Origin of the sequence: Agarivorans sp. QJM3NY_33 (genome assembly GCF_050870865.2) — a bacterium.
Taxonomy (GTDB): Bacteria; Pseudomonadota; Gammaproteobacteria; order Enterobacterales; family Celerinatantimonadaceae; genus Agarivorans.
This window is the reverse complement of sequence record NZ_CP194039.2, coordinates 751,962-770,296: the sequence shown is the minus strand read 5'-3', so window position 1 is coordinate 770,296 and position 18,335 is coordinate 751,962. Positions and strand designations below refer to the sequence as shown.

18 protein-coding genes are annotated in these 18,335 nt (G+C 46.0%); 12 read left to right on the top strand and 6 right to left on the bottom strand.

Annotation, left to right across the window (positions count from 1 at the left end; translation table 11 throughout):
* Nucleotides 1-3: 3 nt before the first annotated feature.
* Together mrcB and hrpB are read right to left on the bottom strand one after the other, a co-directional pair.
* A complete protein-coding gene (gene mrcB, locus ACRRSY_RS03390; protein ID WP_432454573.1) occupies nucleotides 4-2,400 on the bottom strand; it encodes a penicillin-binding protein 1B in 2,397 nt (798 codons plus the stop codon).
* Nucleotides 2,401-2,406: 6 nt separating this feature from the next.
* Entirely contained in the window at nucleotides 2,407-4,872 is a 2,466-nt protein-coding gene (gene hrpB / locus ACRRSY_RS03385) for an ATP-dependent helicase HrpB (RefSeq protein WP_432464353.1), read from the bottom strand.
* 155 nt (nucleotides 4,873-5,027) lie between these two features.
* Here hrpB and sfsA point away from each other — a divergent pair, with 155 nt between their 5' ends.
* From sfsA to ACRRSY_RS03330, 11 genes are all read left to right on the top strand, one after another.
* Nucleotides 5,028-5,729: a DNA/RNA nuclease SfsA gene (gene sfsA, locus ACRRSY_RS03380; protein WP_432454575.1), complete on the top strand. Its 702-nt coding sequence runs from the start codon at nucleotides 5,028-5,030 to the stop codon at nucleotides 5,727-5,729.
* A gap of 334 nt (nucleotides 5,730-6,063) precedes the next feature.
* A complete protein-coding gene (gene dksA, locus ACRRSY_RS03375) occupies nucleotides 6,064-6,507 on the top strand; it encodes an RNA polymerase-binding protein DksA (RefSeq protein WP_432454576.1) in 444 nt (147 codons plus the stop codon).
* A 68-nt stretch (nucleotides 6,508-6,575) separates the two neighbouring features.
* Nucleotides 6,576-7,445: a tRNA glutamyl-Q(34) synthetase GluQRS gene (gluQRS, locus tag ACRRSY_RS03370; protein ID WP_432464352.1), complete on the top strand. Its 870-nt coding sequence runs from the start codon at nucleotides 6,576-6,578 to the stop codon at nucleotides 7,443-7,445.
* A gap of 442 nt (nucleotides 7,446-7,887) precedes the next feature.
* Complete coding sequence (gene pcnB / locus ACRRSY_RS03365; protein ID WP_432454578.1) at nucleotides 7,888-9,228, top strand: polynucleotide adenylyltransferase PcnB; 1,341 nt, start codon at nucleotides 7,888-7,890, stop codon at nucleotides 9,226-9,228.
* A 2-nt stretch (nucleotides 9,229-9,230) separates the two neighbouring features.
* On the top strand, nucleotides 9,231-9,731 hold the full coding sequence (folK, locus tag ACRRSY_RS03360; RefSeq protein WP_432454579.1) for a 2-amino-4-hydroxy-6-hydroxymethyldihydropteridine diphosphokinase: 501 nt from the start codon (nucleotides 9,231-9,233) through the stop codon (nucleotides 9,729-9,731).
* A 54-nt stretch (nucleotides 9,732-9,785) separates the two neighbouring features.
* Entirely contained in the window at nucleotides 9,786-10,580 is a 795-nt protein-coding gene (gene panB / locus ACRRSY_RS03355) for a 3-methyl-2-oxobutanoate hydroxymethyltransferase (protein WP_432454580.1), read from the top strand.
* Nucleotides 10,581-11,441, top strand: coding sequence for a pantoate--beta-alanine ligase (gene panC, locus ACRRSY_RS03350; RefSeq protein WP_432454581.1), 861 nt, complete (start codon nucleotides 10,581-10,583; stop codon nucleotides 11,439-11,441). It abuts the gene before it with no gap.
* 13 nt (nucleotides 11,442-11,454) lie between these two features.
* On the top strand, nucleotides 11,455-11,835 hold the full coding sequence (gene panD / locus ACRRSY_RS03345; protein ID WP_432454582.1) for an aspartate 1-decarboxylase: 381 nt from the start codon (nucleotides 11,455-11,457) through the stop codon (nucleotides 11,833-11,835).
* A 237-nt stretch (nucleotides 11,836-12,072) separates the two neighbouring features.
* Nucleotides 12,073-12,477 (top strand): hypothetical protein, encoded by a 405-nt coding sequence (locus ACRRSY_RS03340; RefSeq protein WP_432454583.1) that lies wholly within the window; start codon nucleotides 12,073-12,075, stop codon nucleotides 12,475-12,477.
* A 75-nt stretch (nucleotides 12,478-12,552) separates the two neighbouring features.
* A complete protein-coding gene (locus tag ACRRSY_RS03335; RefSeq protein ID WP_432454584.1) occupies nucleotides 12,553-13,644 on the top strand; it encodes a methyl-accepting chemotaxis protein in 1,092 nt (363 codons plus the stop codon).
* Nucleotide 13,645: 1 nt separating this feature from the next.
* Nucleotides 13,646-14,482 carry a nitrate- and nitrite sensing domain-containing protein gene (locus tag ACRRSY_RS03330; protein ID WP_432454585.1) on the top strand — a complete coding sequence of 279 codons (837 nt, stop codon included), beginning with the start codon at nucleotides 13,646-13,648 and terminating at the stop codon, nucleotides 14,480-14,482.
* Here the strand turns inward: ACRRSY_RS03330 and trmB are convergent.
* The 4 genes from trmB to hpt are packed head-to-tail and all read right to left on the bottom strand — an operon-like array spanning nucleotide 14,479 to nucleotide 17,417.
* Complete coding sequence (gene trmB, locus ACRRSY_RS03325; RefSeq protein WP_432461093.1) at nucleotides 14,479-15,147, bottom strand: tRNA (guanine(46)-N(7))-methyltransferase TrmB; 669 nt, start codon at nucleotides 15,145-15,147, stop codon at nucleotides 14,479-14,481. The genes ACRRSY_RS03330 and trmB overlap by 4 nt on opposite strands.
* Nucleotides 15,144-15,917 carry an ABC transporter permease gene (locus ACRRSY_RS03320; RefSeq protein WP_432454586.1) on the bottom strand — a complete coding sequence of 258 codons (774 nt, stop codon included), beginning with the start codon at nucleotides 15,915-15,917 and terminating at the stop codon, nucleotides 15,144-15,146. The genes trmB and ACRRSY_RS03320 overlap by 4 nt, the downstream gene beginning before the upstream one ends.
* On the bottom strand, nucleotides 15,914-16,831 hold the full coding sequence (locus ACRRSY_RS03315; protein WP_432454587.1) for an ABC transporter ATP-binding protein: 918 nt from the start codon (nucleotides 16,829-16,831) through the stop codon (nucleotides 15,914-15,916). The genes ACRRSY_RS03320 and ACRRSY_RS03315 overlap by 4 nt, the downstream gene beginning before the upstream one ends.
* A 55-nt stretch (nucleotides 16,832-16,886) precedes the next feature.
* Nucleotides 16,887-17,417: a hypoxanthine phosphoribosyltransferase gene (hpt, locus tag ACRRSY_RS03310; protein WP_432454588.1), complete on the bottom strand. Its 531-nt coding sequence runs from the start codon at nucleotides 17,415-17,417 to the stop codon at nucleotides 16,887-16,889.
* Between the two features lie 292 nt (nucleotides 17,418-17,709).
* Here hpt and ACRRSY_RS03305 point away from each other — a divergent pair, with 292 nt between their 5' ends.
* A complete protein-coding gene (locus ACRRSY_RS03305; protein WP_432454589.1) occupies nucleotides 17,710-18,327 on the top strand; it encodes a TetR/AcrR family transcriptional regulator in 618 nt (205 codons plus the stop codon).
* Nucleotides 18,328-18,335: the final 8 nt, after the last annotated feature.

Below are 18,335 nucleotides of genomic sequence, written 5' to 3'. Positions count from 1 at the left end.
AGATTAGTTAAAGAGGCTTTGCAGCCACGTTTTTGCCTTGCTCGCCGTCTGCTGGATACAGCCTTTCGCCAACTCGGCTTGACTGCTTGGTGCGGGTAACAAGACTGATTCGCCGCAACCCGCAATTGTAGGTCGCCCATCGCGGCTTGCAAAATGCACCCAACTCAATTGATCGGGTTGCATGGCTCGTAACGATTGCGGATAAGAGGTTTTTAAATAGGCAGCATAAACTGGCAGTGCCGCCGATGACCCAGTAACAGCAGCCGGTTTATTATCATCGCGCCCAACCCACACAGTCACAATTTCTCGTTGGTCGATCCCCACATACCAGCTATCACGTAAATCATTGGTGGTACCAGTTTTACCCGCCAAATCTACCTTAGGGATCCGCCATTTTAGTGAACGAGCAGTCCCACTGCGAGTCACTTGACTCATTGCATATAAAATCTGATAGTTGGCCATTTCCGACCAACGGCGCTGTGGCTCACTATCCGCTTTATATAAAACATGACCTTGGCCGTCATTCACTTGATGTACCGCGTACAACGGACGATACTCACCATCACCGCCTAGCGTTTGATAAAGTTGCGCCAACTGGTAAGGTGACAAACTGAGGCTTCCCAGCAGTAAGGCCGGGTAAGGTTTTGCTTTGGTCTCTAAACCCGCTTGTTGCAAAGTTTGTAATACCGAATTTACACCAAGCTCTAAACCTAAACGCACTGTCGGCACATTCAGCGACTCGGCTAAAGCACGAACTAACATCACCGGCTCACTAAACTGCTTATCGTAGTTATTTGGTTGCCAAGTTGAGCCATCATCTAGGCGTACCGATAAGGGGCTATTTTCCAATAATTCTCCCAATTGATGGCCTTGCTCTAAAGCGGTTAAATAAACGAAGGGTTTGACCAATGAGCCAATTTGCCGACGCGCATCTAAAGCCCGATTAAAACCATGGTCATTAGGCTCCCGACTGCCAATTAGCGCTCGAATTGCTCCGGTTTGTCGCTCACTAATCACCATCGCAGTTTGTAATTGTTTTTTGTGGCTCTTATCGAGTTGATTAAGTACTGCTTGCGCGGCACTCTGAGCATGCCGTTGCGATAAAGGATCGAGCGTAGTAAACACCTTCACCCCATTATAATTGCGCCAATTACTTGCATGTTGCTGTAGCTCGCGACGAACCAAAGAGACAAAGCCAGGGGTTTTTTGGTAACCCATACTACCGCGTTTACTCAAGCCAAGAGGCTGCTGTACCGCTTGTTTGTAATGCTTAGCAGTTAAAGTTCCTGCTTCGGCAAGAATACGTAGCACCAAGTCACGGCGCTCAGTGGCGCGTTGCGTATGACGCCAAGGATCGTAATAAGAAGGCCCCTTCACGATTGCCACTAATAACGCAACTTGTTCCACCGACAAATCACTCACCGGCTGGCCAAAGTAGAAATAGCTGGCTAAACCAACACCGTGTACCGCATTACTGCCATTTTGCCCCAGATAAACTTCGTTTAAGTAACTCTCAAGGATTTCATCCTTGCTATAACGAAAATCAATCAGCAAGGCCATATACGCTTCCTGTATTTTTCGCCAAAGCGTTCGTTCGCGAGTGAGAAAGAAATTTTTGGCTAGTTGCTGAGTGATGGTGCTGCCGCCTTGTACCGTGCGACCCGCTCGCAGGTTAACCAACATGGCTCGCGCGATGGCCATCATGGAAACCCCATCATGCTGATAAAAGTGCCGATCTTCGGTGAGGATCAGTGCTTGTTTCAGATTATCGGGGATCTCAGCCAGCGGCACAAATAAGCGATCTTCTTGCTCGGTCACATTTAAACGTTCTAGCAGCACTGGATCGAGACGTGTTTGTGCGATCTCTTCTCCGCTATCACGATGTTGAATTTTGGCCAAACGAGATGGACCAAAGGTAAGTAACATCGGTAACTCTGGCTCGACACCATCGGCAAAATCAAACTGCCGACGCACCACTTCTATTTTAGTTTTAGACACGGCGTACTCACCGCCATGTTTGGCCCGCTTCACCTTACGGTAATTCAGCAAGGCCAGCTCATCTTGCAACTCTTTACGACTTAAACGTAAACCGGGATAAAGCTGTAACTCTCGACCATATACAGCTGCTGGTAACTGCCATTTGTCACCGCTAAACCGTTGCTGAATTTTACCATCTAACAATACCCCCCAAGCAGCAATCAATAGGGTCGACACTAAAGCAAGTTTCCAGCTCAAAGAAAACAAACGTTTTTTTAAAGAAATCTTTTGACTACGAGATGGTTTCGCCTTGCTGCGTGCCCTTGATTTAGGCTTTGTTCGACTATTGGCCGCTTTTTTCTTAGCAGCCGGCTTCTTCGCACTCGCTTTTTTTGGGGTAGAAAGGGACACTTTTGGACTCATACTGCCTTACTGCTTTAATTGACGTTTGGTTTTATGGGTGGCTTGTGCCAGAACCGGATCATCGGGCCATGGGTGCTTAGGATAACGCCCTTTCATTTCTTTTTTTACTTCTATATAAGCTGATTGCCAAAAACTGGCTAAATCTTGGGTTCGCTGTAATGCTTTCCCGCCAGGGGATAATAGCTCCAGTGTCAAAGCGATTTTATTCCCCAGCCGTGGCGACTGCGGTTGGCCGAACATCTCTTGCAGTTTAATCGACACCATCGGCGCTTGCCCCAACTGATATCGAATGGTCGCTCGATTTCCCGAAGGCGCTAAATAGTGGATCGGCGCATATTGTTCCAGCTGCTGTTGCTGCTGCCAAGTGAGTCGCGATTTAAGTAACGCTAACCAATCAAGGTTTTTAAGTTGCTGCCAACTACGGCACGCTTGTAGATCCAGCAATAGCCACTGTTCAACCTCGGCGAGCAAGGCCTGCTCACTGTAATCGGGCCAAGCCAATTCACTAAACCACTGCTGAGCACAACATACCCGCTGTAACCATGCTTGGGCTCGTTCACCAATCGGTAACCAGGCAAAACCCTTACTATGTATTTGTTGCAACCAGGCTTGGCTAATTTGCCTAGGCTCAAAGCGAGTTGAAGGCTGTCGATGTAATACCAGTGCCCCCAGTTGTTTACGTTGCTCCGCAACAATTCGTTTCGCCGAATCAGACCAACTGCAATACAACTGAGTACTAAAACGCTCGGCTTGTCGGCTTTCAAGCTCAGCTAAATCAAGTGGACAAGCTAGCGCCAGCCGCGCTTGAGTACGTCCTTCTGGCCAATATAAATCAACCACCACCAACGCTTGCTGTTTCAGCAAGGGGTGTTGCTCATCCAATTCTAAACCAAACCCCGCGCTACAAGTATACGCCGTTCCTTGCCGCTTTAAGGCGATCCGATCAGGAAAAGCTTGGGCCAATAGTAAACCATCCCATTTGGCATCGATGGGGTCGGCAACCGTAACCTTAAAACGCTGAGCGAGCTGGCCAAGCTGCTGTTTATATTGTTGCTTCGCGGCGCCTTGTAAGTTAAGGATGGCTTGATTCGGTTCATCGGCTTTAATGGGTAAGTTCAATTCTAACAAGGCAACCAATTGGCAAGCTCGCCATACCAAGCCGGCTTGCGAAAACTGTTGCTGCCAGCGCTGAGCTTGTTCAATAAGAGCAAACATACGCGGTCCAATTCCCGCTCGGCCAAGTCGCTCGGCCGTTGGGCTTAGCCGCCCTTGTGAGGTCATCAGTCCCAACTCAATCAACAGCTGCTCAGCCTGAGCTAAGTGGGCCGCAGGCGGCGCATCCAGCCAAGTTAACTCTGCCGCATTAGCCCCCCATTGCAGCAATTCGATCTGCAAACGACTCAATTCACTGCGACAAATTTCTGGGCTATTGGCAAAGGGACGATGATTTAACTGTTCTTCACTATATAAGCGATAACAGTGGCCCGCTTGTAAGCGTCCAGCCCTCCCCGCACGTTGGATAGCCGAAGCCTTGCAGATCATCTTGGTTTGCAGGCGGCTGGTTCCACTGCTTGCATGATAACTCGCCTGCCGCTCGAATCCACAGTCAATCACGCAGCTAATCCCATCGATGGTTAAACTCGTTTCAGCAATATTGGTCGCGAGTACCAATTTGCGCTTCCCTTGCGCGGGTGGCTGGATTGCCGCTTGCTGCTCAGCCAAGGACAACTGGCCATATAGGCAGTGCAGCTCTAGCTCAGCGGGCAGCTCAGCAGACAAATATTGAGCCACCTGACGAATTTCGCCGCTACCAGGCAAAAATACCAACAGATTCCCCACCTGCTCTGATACCGCCAGCATACAGCGTTGCGCCACACGTTCGCTCCATTGCCAATCGCGTGCTATCGGATGATAACTGTAAGTAATAGGAAAGCTACGCCCTTCACTCTCAAGTAATAAGGCATCGGGAAGGATTTGCTGTAAATGCTCACTTTCTAAAGTGGCCGACATTAACATCAACTTTAATTCGGGATTAAAAGCTTGCTGCACCTCCAAACTGAGCGCTAAACCTAAATCGGCGTGGAGACTACGCTCATGAAATTCATCGAAGATAAGCAACCCGACTCCGCTCAATTCAGGATCGCTTTGGATCAAACGAGTTAATACCCCTTCGGTCACCACCAATAACTGGGTATTCGCTGACTGGCGGTTATCGCCGCGCATTTGATAACCAACCCGCTGACCAAGCGCTTCACCTAATTGGCTCGCCAAGTATTGGGCGATGTTGCGAGCCGCTAAACGACGGGGTTCCAGCATAATAATTTTCCCCTTGAAAGCGGCTTGTTGCAGCAACATCAAGGGCAGAGCTGTCGACTTGCCCGCTCCTGGCGGAGCACACACAATAAAGTTTTGCCGTAAACTGAACTGCTCTAACAAGGCAGGGAAAATCTGTGCTACCGGTAACGCACTCAAAGCAGCTCCTAAACTTAAATCATTATAAAACCTGCTTAGTTTAACCAATTCGCGCGATCGACCCAAGTAACGAACAACGAAGATACCACTACGCAAGCCAGCCGTGAAAATGCTAGCATCAAATCATCTCGAATCATTTACCGACAGTCAGCCCCATGCAATTTAAGCCACCTTTACAAGCCGCGATCCTACTCAAACGATATAAGCGCTTTCTAGCCGATGTAAGACTCGCCGACGGCAGCGAAACCACGATTTATTGTGCCAACACGGGGGCAATGACTGGCTGTGCCGAGCCAGGTAGCACCGTATGGTATAGCCAATCGAGTAACCTCAAACGCAAATACGCCCTCACTTGGGAACTCTGCCAAACAGCCAATAACGACATCATCTGCGTGAATACCGCTCAAGCCAACCACTTAGTCGAAGAAGCAATAAACAATCAGCAGATTGACGAACTGAAGGCTTACCCCAATATCCAACGCGAAGTGAAATATGGAAGCGAGAACAGTCGCGTCGATTTTTTACTGAGCGCTCCTGAAAAGCCACTATGCTATCTCGAAGTCAAGTCTTGCACTTTATTACAACAAGGAAAAGGCTACTTTCCCGATGCGGTTAGCCATCGGGGGCAAAAACATTTGCGAGAGTTAATGGCGATGAAACAACAGGGACATCGTGCGGTACTATTGTTTGCGGTACTCCACAGCGGTATTAACAATGTACAGGCTGCCGCTCACATCGATCCTCAATATGCAGCTTTGCTCGAACAAGCAAAACAACAAGGCGTGGAAATTCTAGCCTACAAGGCTAGTCTCAGCCCTCAGGCCTGTCTTTTACAACACCCATTAGCAAGCTATTAAATCACCCGCATATTGCAATATACGTGTATACTTATATTCACATATTGGTAACACGAAGCTAAGTAAACTCAAGCCAGACCATTCCTTACGGACCAACTTGATCCTTAGCGGCACCACTGCTGAATTGATCAACAGTAAGTCATTCTCCCTGACAAATATAGGAGCGGTTAATAAATCGACAAACAGTCCAAAATGTTTCACTGAGCTTAGGTGGCAATAGCAAATTCGTTTCATTTTATTTGCGGTAACTAATCCTTTCTGATATAGATACCCGCCTAAATTTACATCCTCGACTATTAAACGAATAAAGTCGTACGGAATTTGGGAGAGAAGTATGCCTGAAGGCAAAAAGAAAACACTAGGTGTGCTCTCTATCGCAGGGGTTGAACCTTATCAAGCTCAGCCTGGCGAAGAGTACATGAACGATGCTCAGATTGACCACTTCCGAATCATACTTGAAGCGTGGCGTAATCAACTTCGTGAAGAAGTCGATCGCACGGTTACCCACATGAAAGACGAAGCGGCTAATTTCCCTGATCCAGTTGACCGAGCGGCTCAAGAGGAAGAGTTCAGCCTTGAACTTCGAACTCGCGATCGCGAACGCAAACTGATCAAGAAAATCGAGAAGACCTTGCTCAAGATTGATGAAGACTTCGGTTTTTGTGATGCCTGTGGTGTCGAAATCGGGATCCGTCGTTTAGAAGCAAGACCCACAGCCGATCTGTGTATCGATTGTAAAACCCTAGCTGAGATCAAAGAGAAGCAGCTGGTAGGCTAGTTTATTCAAGTTTAGGCAGAGATGAGCTCAGTTTCGTTCTGCCTAAACTTATTAGCCATCACTTAACTATGGACACTAAGCCCTACGTAGGCCGCTTTGCACCCTCCCCTTCAGGCCCCTTGCATTTAGGCTCGCTGGTTGCCGCCCTTGGCAGTTATTTACAGGCCCGAAGCCACAATGGCCAATGGCTAGTCCGTATCGAAGATATTGATCCGCCCCGAGAGCAGCCCGGTGCCAGCAGCCTGATCTTAAGACAACTAGAACAGTTTTCGCTCTACTGGGACCAAACTGTATGCTACCAAAGCCAACGCTTAGACAGCTATCAACAATTCATCGACCAATGCTTACAAGACCACAAAGCTTATTTTTGCCAGTGCTCTCGCAAACAAATTAAAGCCGATGGCGGTTACTATTTAGGCCACTGTCGCCATAAACAACCCAAGCAAGGTGATTTAGCAACTCGCTTGATGACTGACCACCCCATTTATCAATTTCAAGACGGTCTGTATGGCAAGGTCTCGATTACGCAAGCCTTAGCCGAAGAAGACTTCATCATTCAGCGACGTGATGGTTTGTACGCCTATAATCTTGCGGTAAGTTTGGATGACTACCAACAAGGTATTACCGAGGTGGTACGCGGTGCTGATCTGATCTTCACCACCGGACGCCAACTGAGCATTTTTAAATTACTAAAACAGCCAGCGCCACGTTATCTCCACCTTCCCCTGGTTTATGACGCACAAGGCCATAAGCTGAGTAAACAGAATCACGCGCCTTCAATTTCGGGCAAGCAAGCGCAACAACTGTTGCTGCATGCGCTAGGCTTTCTAGGACAAACGGTTGAAACGGGTTGGATTGAACTCAGTTGTGAACAAATATTGACCGAGGCAGTCATCAATTGGCAGCTAAAAACAATCCCTAAAACAGCGCTCCGCTAAAGTCGCTTAGGATTTCGAAGTCAACTTGGCTTCAAGTGGATACAAGAACAGCCATTAACGCTCACCAAGCCCTACACCGATAGACCTTCCCTTTAGCCTAAGAATTAAAAGCTCAGTCGTTAAGGCATTGAATAATACCAACCCGCATCAATCAACTGACTCTAAGCTTTGTCATCGGCGCTTACAGATAGCTCCTATCACTTATTTAGTCCCAACAGCGAGCTTATTTGCTTTGCCTCACGCCAAGCCATCGTACTGTTTTGTATAAAGAAGCAGCAAAGAGTGACCGGCTGGATAGACAAAGATCGACATGCTAGAACCGTGAATTGGTTGTATTTTTGTGTAAAAAAGCTATATTAGCGCCTTATTTTCACCATGTAGATAATGCGCGCTCAAGGGGGCACCCATTTTACGCAAACTCGCCAAAGTATATAAACGGATCATGCAAACCAATAGTGCCGAGCCGGCCAAACTGGTGCAACAAGTGATCCCGCGTGCCGAACACAATATTTCCCGTCAGGATATTAGTGAAAATGCACTCAAGGTATTATACCGTTTACATAAGTCTGGTTATAAAGCCTATTTAGTAGGTGGCGGCGTAAGGGATTTACTGCTCGGCAAACAACCTAAAGACTTCGACATTGCAACCAATGCGACACCAGAACAGATCAAAGCCTTATTCCGTAATTGCCGCTTAGTGGGTCGCCGTTTCCGTTTAGCACACATTTTATTTGGGCGCGATATTATCGAGGTTGCCACCTTCCGAGGCCATCACGATAGCGATGCTGCAAACAACGAATCGAAACGCAGTGAAGAAGGCATGCTGCTAAGAGATAACGTTTACGGTAGCGTTGAAGAAGATGCCGAGCGCAGAGATTTCACGGTGAACGCCTTATATTACAATATCGCCGATTTTTCAGTGGTCGACTTTGCTGGCGGAATTACCGATATTGCCGAACGACGCTTACAACTGATCGGCGAGCCGGAAACGCGTTATCGAGAAGATCCGGTGCGGATGCTCCGCGCGGTACGTTTTGCCGTTAAGCTCGATTTTAGTATTGCGCCAGAGAGCTTAGCCCCAATTGCTCAACATGGGCATCTACTAAAAGAGATCCCTTCCGCCCGCTTGTTTGAAGAATGCCTCAAATTATTTTTAAGCGGTGAAGGAAGAGATACCTTTAAGATGTTGGCCGAAACCCAACTTCTTTACCCATTATTCCCCTTACTCAAACCCTTATTACAGCAATGGGATGAAGAATCACCAGAACTACGCTTCATGCTTATGGCGCTAGCCAGCACCGATAAACGGGTAAATGGCGAGCAAAAAGTCACGCCAGCCTTCGTTTTCGCTGCTTTACTGTGGCCTTTATTGGAAATTAAGAAAGACGAGTTATTGATCGAATTATCACTAGGCGAGCATGATGCCTCTGCCATGGCGATGAACTGGTTACTAGAACAACAATGCAAGAGCGTCGCAATACCTAAACGTTTTACCACTGGTATTCGCGAAATTTGGCAGCTACAAGCAAGACTTGATCGTCGCTTCGGCAAGCGCGCCTTCCAAACCTTTGGTCATCCTCGTTTTAGAGCCGCCTTTGACTTCTTAGAATTACGCGCCAAGGCCACTCAAGAACCCAAATTATTGGAGCTTAGTCAATGGTGGCAACAATGGCAGCGCAGTAATGAGCAAGGTCGCAATACCATGGTGCGAGAACTCAATAAAACGTCTGCCCGCACCAAGAGCCGTCGTCGGCCCCGTAAGCCGAAAAAAACTGACGATTAACCATGGCTCGTTGTTATCTTGCCCTAGGCAGTAATCTAGTCGATCCACTTCATCAGGCAATAGCAGCTAGACGCGCACTGGCTGCTCATCCACAACTGAAATTAGTGGCTAGTTCATCCTTGTATCGCAGTCGCCCGATGGGACCACAGGACCAGCCCGATTATTTAAACGCAGTATTCAGTTTAGACACTTCCTTACAACCGCTTCAGCTACTCGATCTCACTCAATCCATCGAGCAACAACAAGGTCGAGTTCGCAAAAATCAACGTTGGGGACCACGCACCTTAGATCTCGATTTATTGCTCTACGCCAATCAAATCATCGATAGTCCCCGACTAACCGTACCGCACTATGGCATGAAGCAGCGAGAGTTTGTATTATTACCACTTGCTGAAATAGCCGTAGATTTATGCTTACCTGACGGGAGTCAGCTACTAAAATTAGCAGAATCTATCGATACTAACGGCTTACAAGTTTATAAACGTCCACTCGAATGGGCGTAAACAAAAAATTCACTAACAAATTTATGCCTATCTTGGTGTAAACGGTAACCTATTATGAGCAGAATAACGGTTTCTCAATTACAACAATTTAAACAGAATAACCAGAAATTCTCCTGTATCACCGCCTATGATGCGAGCTTTGCCGCGTTATTTGACCAACTTGGCATGCATCTGCTACTCGTAGGTGATTCACTAGGGATGGTACTACAAGGCCACCAAGATACCCTTGCAGTAACTGTTGATGAGATTGCCTATCATACCCGATGTGTGGCTCGAGGGAGTGACACCAGCATGATTGTTGCCGACCTTCCTTTCATGTCTTACGCCACACCCGAACAAAGCTACCAAAATGCCGCTAAGTTAATGCAGGCAGGCGCTCAAATGGTGAAGTTAGAAGGCGGAGAATGGCTGAGCCAAACCATCACAGGCCTTGTTGAGCGGGGGGTACCGGTTTGTGGTCATCTCGGTCTCACGCCACAATCGGTGCATGTATTTGGTGGTTATAAAGTACAGGGGCGAAGTGAACAACAAGCACAGCAAATGCTCGACCACGCCAAGCGCTTGGAAGCCGCTGGTATACAATTATTAGTATTAGAGTGTGTTCCATTGGCCTTAGCCCAGCAAATTACCGCCGCATTAACTATCCCTGTCATCGGTATCGGTGCTGGTAATGTAACTGATGGGCAAATTTTGGTGATGCACGATGCTTTTGGCGTTAGCAAGGGGCATATTCCCAAATTTTCGAAAAACTTTTTAGCCGAAACGGGGGATATCGCCAGTGCTGTTAGTCGTTACATCAAGCAAGTGGCTTCCGGAGAATTTCCCGGCACAGAGCAGAGCTTCAACTAAATGATTAAAGTCATTCAGCAACCCGACGAGTTACGCTCGCAATTAGATCATGTTCGCCACCAACAATTACGAATTGGTTTTGTCCCCACGATGGGCAACCTACATGCGGGTCACATCGCACTTGTCAAACGGGCGCAGACCGAATGTGACTATGTAGTGGTGTCTATTTTCGTGAATCCGCTACAGTTTAACAACCCCAATGATTTGGCAAACTATCCGCGCACCCTTGAGCAAGACTTAACAGCCTTAACGGCAGCTGGTGCAAACTTAGCATTTGTGCCAAGCCCTGAGACCTTGTATCCAAACGGCTTAGCCGAAGAAACCAAAGTTCAAGTCCCTGGTTTATCCACCATCTTAGAAGGGGCCTTGCGGCCTGGACATTTTGATGGTGTTTCGACCATCGTTTGTAAATTATTTAACTTAGTACAGCCTTCAGTGGCAATTTTTGGCGAGAAAGATTTTCAGCAATTAGCCTTGATCCGTAAGATGACACAAGACCTCCTGTTGCCAATCCAGATTATAGGGCTGGCTACGATACGAGAAACCGATGGACTCGCGATGAGTTCGCGTAATTCTCGACTAAGCCCAGAGCAACGCCAAGTGGCACCACAACTGGCCAAACAGATGTACACATTAGCCGAGCAATTAAGCTACGGCAACCAGCAATCGCTATCCATTCAAGCCAAACAACAGCTTGAACAACATGGTTTTATTTGTGACGGGATCGATATCGTTGACGCAGATACACTCGCTCCCTTAACGCCTCACTCACAACGTGCTGTTATTCTACTAGCGGCCTTTCTCGGGGAAGTTAGACTCATCGATAATTGCGTGATTGCGCTGAAACAAATCGTCAATTAATAGAGAGAAGTCCATGCAAACAACCATGCTTAAAGGCAAGTTACATCAGGCTCGTGTAACTCATGCAGAACTGAACTATGAAGGCTCCTGCGCCATCGATCAGGACATTTTGGATTTAGCCGGCATACTGGAATACGAGAAAATAGATATCTATAACATCGAGAATGGTGAACGTTTTTCAACATACGCCATTGCAGGCGAACGCGGCTCTAAAATCATTTCAGTGAATGGTGCCGCTGCCCGACGAGCCGCCGTCGGCGATCGCGTCATTATTTGTGCCTACGTAGGCCTTGATGCCAAACAAGTGCAGCAACATAAACCTTCATTGGTATACCTCAATCAGCACAATGATGTGGTTCGTACCAGTAAGGCGATTCCAGTGCAACTTAGCTAAGCTCAGGATTGTGCATTCCTTAAAAAAACGCACTAAATTAGTGCGTTTTTTATGAGTGGCCTCTCCGCAACACCGCGCTCAACAAGCAAATTAACACCCAAGACACGACAACCACACAGTTCACTAACATTTTGCAAAAAACTAGCGATATATATGGTGAGAAAGCCTTCATTCTAGATTATGGTTTGCTTTTTGCTAAGATCCTTCTAGTTCGGTTTCTGGCACAGGAGCGCAGCGGTGCTGAGTGTATGGTTTGTGATATTGAGTTTATTCGTCGTAGCAGTCATTCCTATTCCTGCAATTATCCGTGCTCGTCGCGGTGTAGCACAGCAACAACGGGCCAAATACCAACGGCTGATCCTGTCGCTAGATCGGAATCTACGACGCCATTGGCGCCTGCAAGCACAACAACTGGCTCAATCACGACTTCCCAGTGTGGCACTCGCAAGCACCAAACAACAAATAGACGAAACCTTGGTGTTATTAAATACCAAGATAAATAACCAGTATTATGAAGAATTTAATGATCTTATGCTGCATTGGCACAAACTTAATCGGCGCCAGCAATTACCGCAACTACGCTATCACCACCAGCAAATGCTACGACTTTGCCAAGACTCTCTCAATCACGCTTTAAAATAAAATCATCAAAAAGGAATGGTCTTTGCTTTATCCGATAAACAACAGCATCAGTGTTCATCCCAGCAAGGACTATACATGCGTAGAGCAAGGGCTATTTTCTACTTATTTTTATTTAGTCATCTACTAGTCATCAGTTTGAGTCTACTGATATTACTGCAATATCATTCGCAACTCAGCCTTAGTATGGTATCCGTTAACATCGTATTCGCCATCGCCAACCTGTACTTACTTAAACTGCTGACCGCCCATGTACAACACCCCGTAGAGGAACACAGTAAAGGTTTTGCGGCATACTTCTTTCACAATACCCGTTATCAACAATTAGATCTGATGAGACAACAGCAACGCCAAGTTGCCCAACACCAAGACGCCCTTGCGGAAATTAGCCACTGCTCCAAAGAGCTCTCTCAACAAGCGCAGTCGGTCGCTCGCGGGGCACTACAACAGGCCGCCGCGAGTGAGGCCTCGGCAAGCGCAGTGATTGAAATGAGTCAAAGTATCAAAGATGTCGCTGAACAGGTAAAAAACGTGGCAAGCGCGAGTACTGAAGCAAAACACTACTCAGAGCTCGGCCAAAAGGCGGCTCTAAGCGCTCAAAAAGTCACTGAAAAAATGGTCCACAAGGGCACCACTAGCCTCAATAAGGTCACTCAACTTCATCAACAATCACATACTGTCAGTCATATTTCTAAAACCATCGAAGAGATAGCCGAGCAAACTAATTTACTTGCCTTAAATGCATCGATTGAAGCTGCGCGGGCTGGCGAACATGGGCGAGGATTTACCATTGTCGCCGATGAGGTTCGAAAATTAGCGAAGCGCAGTTACCAATCGGCGAATGAAATTAGCAGTAGTATGAAAGATGTGAAAACCAATATCGATGAATTACTAGAATCTATCACTGAACTGGCCGAACAGGCGCAGCAGATCCAGCACACCGTTGATGATTCACGCCAGCAGTTACTTGCCATTTTCGATAAGAATCAACAATTACAAACACAAATAGCCATCATCGCCAGCAATAGTGAGCAACAATATACAGCCACTATAGAACTGTCCAAAAACATTAATCAAGTGGCTGATTCCGCGCGGCAAAATACCTCTAGCGCAGAACAAAGCGCCGATATTGCACAACACCTTAGCGTGTTAAGTCAGCAAGGAGCGTAACATGAATACCAGCGCGATTATCGCCATCAGTGTCTTAAGCATCATTGCTCTGGGGCTCAGCCTCTCCTGGCTGCTAGGCAAACAACACAGCCAACAGCAATATGCTGGGCTAAATACTTTAAAACAACTCAAAAATCTGCTCGTTGCTTTACAAAAGCACCGTGGATTGAGCTCTGCGATCTTAAAAGGGAATACTCAAGCAGAAGCTGAGCTTGCCACACAACAACAGCAAATTCGCCGCTATCAAAGCACCCTCTGCGAAGATCAGTTCATCGCCGAGCAAGCTCGTTGGGACAGCTTTAGTCAACACTGGCAAAGCCTGCAACACAGTTGGCAGAATAACAATTTAGAAAATAATATCGCTCAACATAGCCTAATGATTAAAAACCTACTGTTTTTAGCCCAAGATTTAGCTGGTTTTTACAGCTTGGCCAACCTCAGTAAGCAGCATAAAAATATCGATTTTCTCTGGTTTGAACTATTGGAAACCGCTGAATCTATCGGCCAAGCAAGAGCGCTTGGCTCAGGCTTGGCCGCTGCCAATCAAAGCAGCAGCGTCGAGCGGATCCGCTTAGCATTTTTACACAACAAGATTGCCCAAATAGATGCACATTCTCTCAATCACTTTGCCGATAGTTTCATTCCACAGGATCCCAGTTATCAACCTTTACTAGAAAAACTGCTTCAGACCATTCAGCTAGAACTCATTAACAAACCTCGACCAACCATCAATGTTGCCGATTATTTTCAGCAGGCTAGCGCCGTATTAGATGGGCTATACCAGCTATTTGATGCAGGAATAGCCCATTTGGAAGCAAACCAGACGACGAAACATTAAGCCGATAACTGGCTGCGTAACTGCCATAAGCCTTGCCCACTATTTTGATATTTGCGCTCGAAAGCGGTCATCGGTGTTTCGGTTTGATAAGGGAGAATTTGACTACTGTAACCCGCTAATTGTAAGGCCATTTGAAATTCATCTAAATAGGTCTGCCAATTACTACGCAGCTCTAACTGCCCGCCAAGTTTTAGGAGGTAGGGGAACACCGCGCTCCCATGCCAGCGCCGCTGCAGATGCCGCGACTTTGGCCAAGGATTGGGATATAACAAATAGTGATGGCTTGGCTGCCAGCCAGCTTCACAAGCCAAACGCCAAAAATCGTTTAAATCGACTTGTAGCAAAATATAATTTTGCCCGGCTTGGTCAAAATGCGCTTGGTGCTTGGTTAAGCGGTGAGCCGACTTATCTAAGCCAACAACCAAGGCCTCTGGATGAAGTTGAGCAAGCGCAGCCGTACTCAGTCCGGTACCGCAACAAGAATCCAATATCAGTGGGCGGTCTGCAGCAGCAAGCTGCTTTTCTAAATTCAAGAACGCTTCTAAGGTGTGCTGTTGATAAGGCTTTTGGAAGGGCTGCTGTAAGTGGCGTCGCACCACTTTTTGCAAATTCTCGTGAATACCTTGTTGATTAGAGCTAACACTGCGAGAATTCCCCTCCATTATGACCTCAAACCATAACCACGTTTAATTAAAATAAATGCCCATGTATACAAGATAGCAATCGACGCTAATATCATCGTATACGATAGCACTAGCGAAACATCACTAATACCCAGAAAACCGAAACGGAAAGCATTCACCATATAAACAATAGGGTTCACTTGTGATAAGCCCTGCCAAAAGCTTGGCAACAAACTAATTGAATAAAAGACGCCACCTAAGTAAGTCAGTGGCGTCAAAATAAAGGTAGGAATAATACTGATATCATCGAAGCTATTGGCATAGATGGCATTAATCAACCCCCCTAAAGAAAACAAAATGGAAGTGAGTAGTACTGTGAAAATAATGGCCGCTACACTATGCAGGTGCAAAGGTACAAAAAACAGCGAGACCATGGTCACAAGGAAGCCGACACATAAACCTCGCACCACGCCACCGCCCACAAAACCTAAAATAATAATATAATTTGGTACTGGCGCGACCAATAACTCCTCAATATTACGTTGAAACTTACAGCTAAAAAATGACGACGCCACATTGGAATAGGAATTGGTAATCACCGACATCATGATCAAACCTGGCACGATGAACTGCATATAACTATAGCCGCCCATTTCACCGATTCTCGAACCAATCAAGTTACCAAAAATAACAAAATATAAACTCATGGTGATCGCTGGAGGTACTAGAGTTTGCACCCAAATTCGACCAAAACGAATGACCTCTTTGGTTAAAATACTACTCAGCGCAGTCCAATATAAGCTTAAATTCATGCTTGTCTCCCATCAGCGACTAAGTTGACAAACAATTCTTCCAAACGGTTCGCCTTATTGCGCATACTTTTCACCACAATGCCTGCTTCATCAAGCAAACGGAACACTGCATTCAGGCCCTGTTGTTTTTCAACATCCACTTCTAACGTATGAGCATCGGTTACTCGAGTGGCGAAACCATTTAATGCCACCGTTTCGATCCCATCTTCAATATCAAAAATAAAAGTTTCGATGTTTAAATTAGACAACAATTGCTTCATCGAAGTGTTTTCAACCAACTGCCCCTTATCGATGATACCAATGTTACGGCAGAGCATTTCCGCCTCTTCCAAATAGTGAGTCGTAAGAATGATCGTAATGCCTTGAGCATTGAGTCGCTGAAGAAAAGCCCACATCGAACGTCTTAACTCAATATCAACCCCAGCGGTCGGCTCATCTAAAATAAGAAGTTTAGGCTCATGCATCAATGCCCGTGCGATCATCAAGCGTCGCTTCATCCCGCCAGAGAGTTCGCGAGCACGTGCATCGCGTTTTTCCCACAAATCCAGTTGAGAAAGATAAGTTTGCGCACGCTTCATCGCCAGTGCTCGGGGAACCCCATAATAACCAGCTTGATTGACCACAATCTGTAGTACTGTTTCAAACTGATTGAAATTAAATTCTTGTGGTACTAGTCCAACAAAAGATTTAGCCGCTTCTAAGTCGTGATCGATATCGTGACCAAAAATTTTCACGCTACCGGCTGATTTATTCACCAATGAAGTAATGATGCCAATCGTGGTCGACTTCCCCGCTCCGTTAGGTCCCAAAAGTGCAAAAAAATCTCCCTGCTCTACCGATAAATCAAACCCTTTTACCGCCTGAACACCACCGGGGTACGTTTTTTGTAAACCTTGAATTGCTAATGCCTGCATAATCACTACTTAAATGAAGATAAAAGATGGGCCCCTAGGCCCGAAGATAGTTGGCTTAATCTAGCGGAATAACTTTGCCTACATAAGGTAAATTGCGATAGTACTGGTCAAAATCAAGTCCATAACCAATAACAAATTCATCGGGAATAGAAAAACCAATCCAATCAACAGGCACTTCAACTTCTCGACGTGAAGGCTTATCCAATAATGTACAAATAGCCACACTGTTTGGTTCACGCAAGGACAGCATCTCTTTAACCTTGTTCAGAGTGTTGCCCGTATCAATAATGTCTTCGACAATGATCACATCACAGCCTTTAATGTCATCATCTAAATCTTTCAATACTCGAACATCACGAGTACTAACCATGCTACTACCGTAACTCGATACAGTCATAAAATCGAAGGTTAGCTTGCGATCAATCTTACGAGCCAGATCAGAAAGAAAAATACATGAGCCGCGTAACAACCCAATAAGTACTAATTTTCGGTCAGTGGGGTAAGCGGCATTTATCTGCTCTCCAATAGCCGTTACTCGTTGTGCAATATCTTGCTCACTGATCATTTCTTCTACGCGATGTTTCATAACTCTGACCTATTAATAAACTGATTTCCATCAGTAAAAACTTGGATAAACCGGACCTAAAAAATACATAAACACACGATATTTCAATGAATTAACAAAAAAATCATTAGTTACTTATGTCAGTAACTATTAATTAGCTTGTAAATACACTATGATTTAGCTGAAGGTATTCGCATGTTCGTGTATGTTTCAGCACTGAACGCCATATTTTAGATGATTTTTGTCTGAAATGGTAAGCAACAAATGCCTCATAAAAAATAATAATTGAAACAACAAACGCGAGAACTAAAATATGCAAACTAGCACCTTAAGACGCCGTACTCGGCTGTCGCCTGAAGTACGTCGTAAACAGCTCATGCAATGCGCTGTTGAAATTTTCGCCCGCCGTGGTATCGGTCGTGCAGGTCATGCGGAAATCGCAGAACTTGCAAATGTATCGGTCGCAACGGTTTTTAATTACTTTAATACCCGCGAAGACTTAGTTGATGCCGTTTTATCGGAAGTAGAGCAAACCATGTTAGGCGTAGTTGAACAAACTTATCCTAGCGATGAAAATGCCATTACTGCCGTTCAGCACCATCTATCAGCACTTGTTGAATTGGTTTACACCAACTCGGATGTCATTCACATTTGGTTAGAGTGGAGTTCTTCGGTACGCGAAGATGTTTGGCCACGCTTCAGTAATGTAATGGCTAAAATCAATCAACAAATTGGTGAAAGTATTCAAGCTGGTTTCGACAACAATGAAATTAGCAGTGCCTTGAATGCCTTACAAGCGGCTCAAACGATTAATGCAGGTTTGTACCTAGCGGTACAAATGATTAATCGTCCAGACAGCCCAGAGCGCCAAGAAGTGGTCGACTTTCTTAACGACTTTGTATTGTCGTTATTACGCCCACCGGGTCAGTAACTAAAAAC

What these genes read in the sequence shown, in the direction of transcription:
- ACRRSY_RS03305 (WP_432454589.1), top strand. Translation starts at nt 17,710, where the DNA reads ATGCAAACTAGCACCTTAAGACGCCGTACTCGGCTGTCGCCTGAAGTA.
- panB (WP_432454580.1), top strand. Translation starts at nt 9,786, where the DNA reads ATGAGCAGAATAACGGTTTCTCAATTACAACAATTTAAACAGAATAAC.
- ACRRSY_RS03315 (WP_432454587.1), bottom strand. Translation starts at nt 16,831, where the DNA reads ATGCAGGCATTAGCAATTCAAGGTTTACAAAAAACGTACCCCGGTGGT.
- ACRRSY_RS03330 (WP_432454585.1), top strand. Translation starts at nt 13,646, where the DNA reads ATGAATACCAGCGCGATTATCGCCATCAGTGTCTTAAGCATCATTGCT.
- dksA (WP_432454576.1), top strand. Translation starts at nt 6,064, where the DNA reads ATGCCTGAAGGCAAAAAGAAAACACTAGGTGTGCTCTCTATCGCAGGG.
- ACRRSY_RS03335 (WP_432454584.1), top strand. Translation starts at nt 12,553, where the DNA reads ATGCGTAGAGCAAGGGCTATTTTCTACTTATTTTTATTTAGTCATCTA.
- ACRRSY_RS03320 (WP_432454586.1), bottom strand. Translation starts at nt 15,917, where the DNA reads ATGAATTTAAGCTTATATTGGACTGCGCTGAGTAGTATTTTAACCAAA.
- folK (WP_432454579.1), top strand. Translation starts at nt 9,231, where the DNA reads ATGGCTCGTTGTTATCTTGCCCTAGGCAGTAATCTAGTCGATCCACTT.
- panD (WP_432454582.1), top strand. Translation starts at nt 11,455, where the DNA reads ATGCAAACAACCATGCTTAAAGGCAAGTTACATCAGGCTCGTGTAACT.
- pcnB (WP_432454578.1), top strand. Translation starts at nt 7,888, where the DNA reads ATGCAAACCAATAGTGCCGAGCCGGCCAAACTGGTGCAACAAGTGATC.
- panC (WP_432454581.1), top strand. Translation starts at nt 10,581, where the DNA reads ATGATTAAAGTCATTCAGCAACCCGACGAGTTACGCTCGCAATTAGAT.
- sfsA (WP_432454575.1), top strand. Translation starts at nt 5,028, where the DNA reads ATGCAATTTAAGCCACCTTTACAAGCCGCGATCCTACTCAAACGATAT.
- hpt (WP_432454588.1), bottom strand. Translation starts at nt 17,417, where the DNA reads ATGAAACATCGCGTAGAAGAAATGATCAGTGAGCAAGATATTGCACAA.
- mrcB (WP_432454573.1), bottom strand. Translation starts at nt 2,400, where the DNA reads ATGAGTCCAAAAGTGTCCCTTTCTACCCCAAAAAAAGCGAGTGCGAAG.
- gluQRS (WP_432464352.1), top strand. Translation starts at nt 6,576, where the DNA reads ATGGACACTAAGCCCTACGTAGGCCGCTTTGCACCCTCCCCTTCAGGC.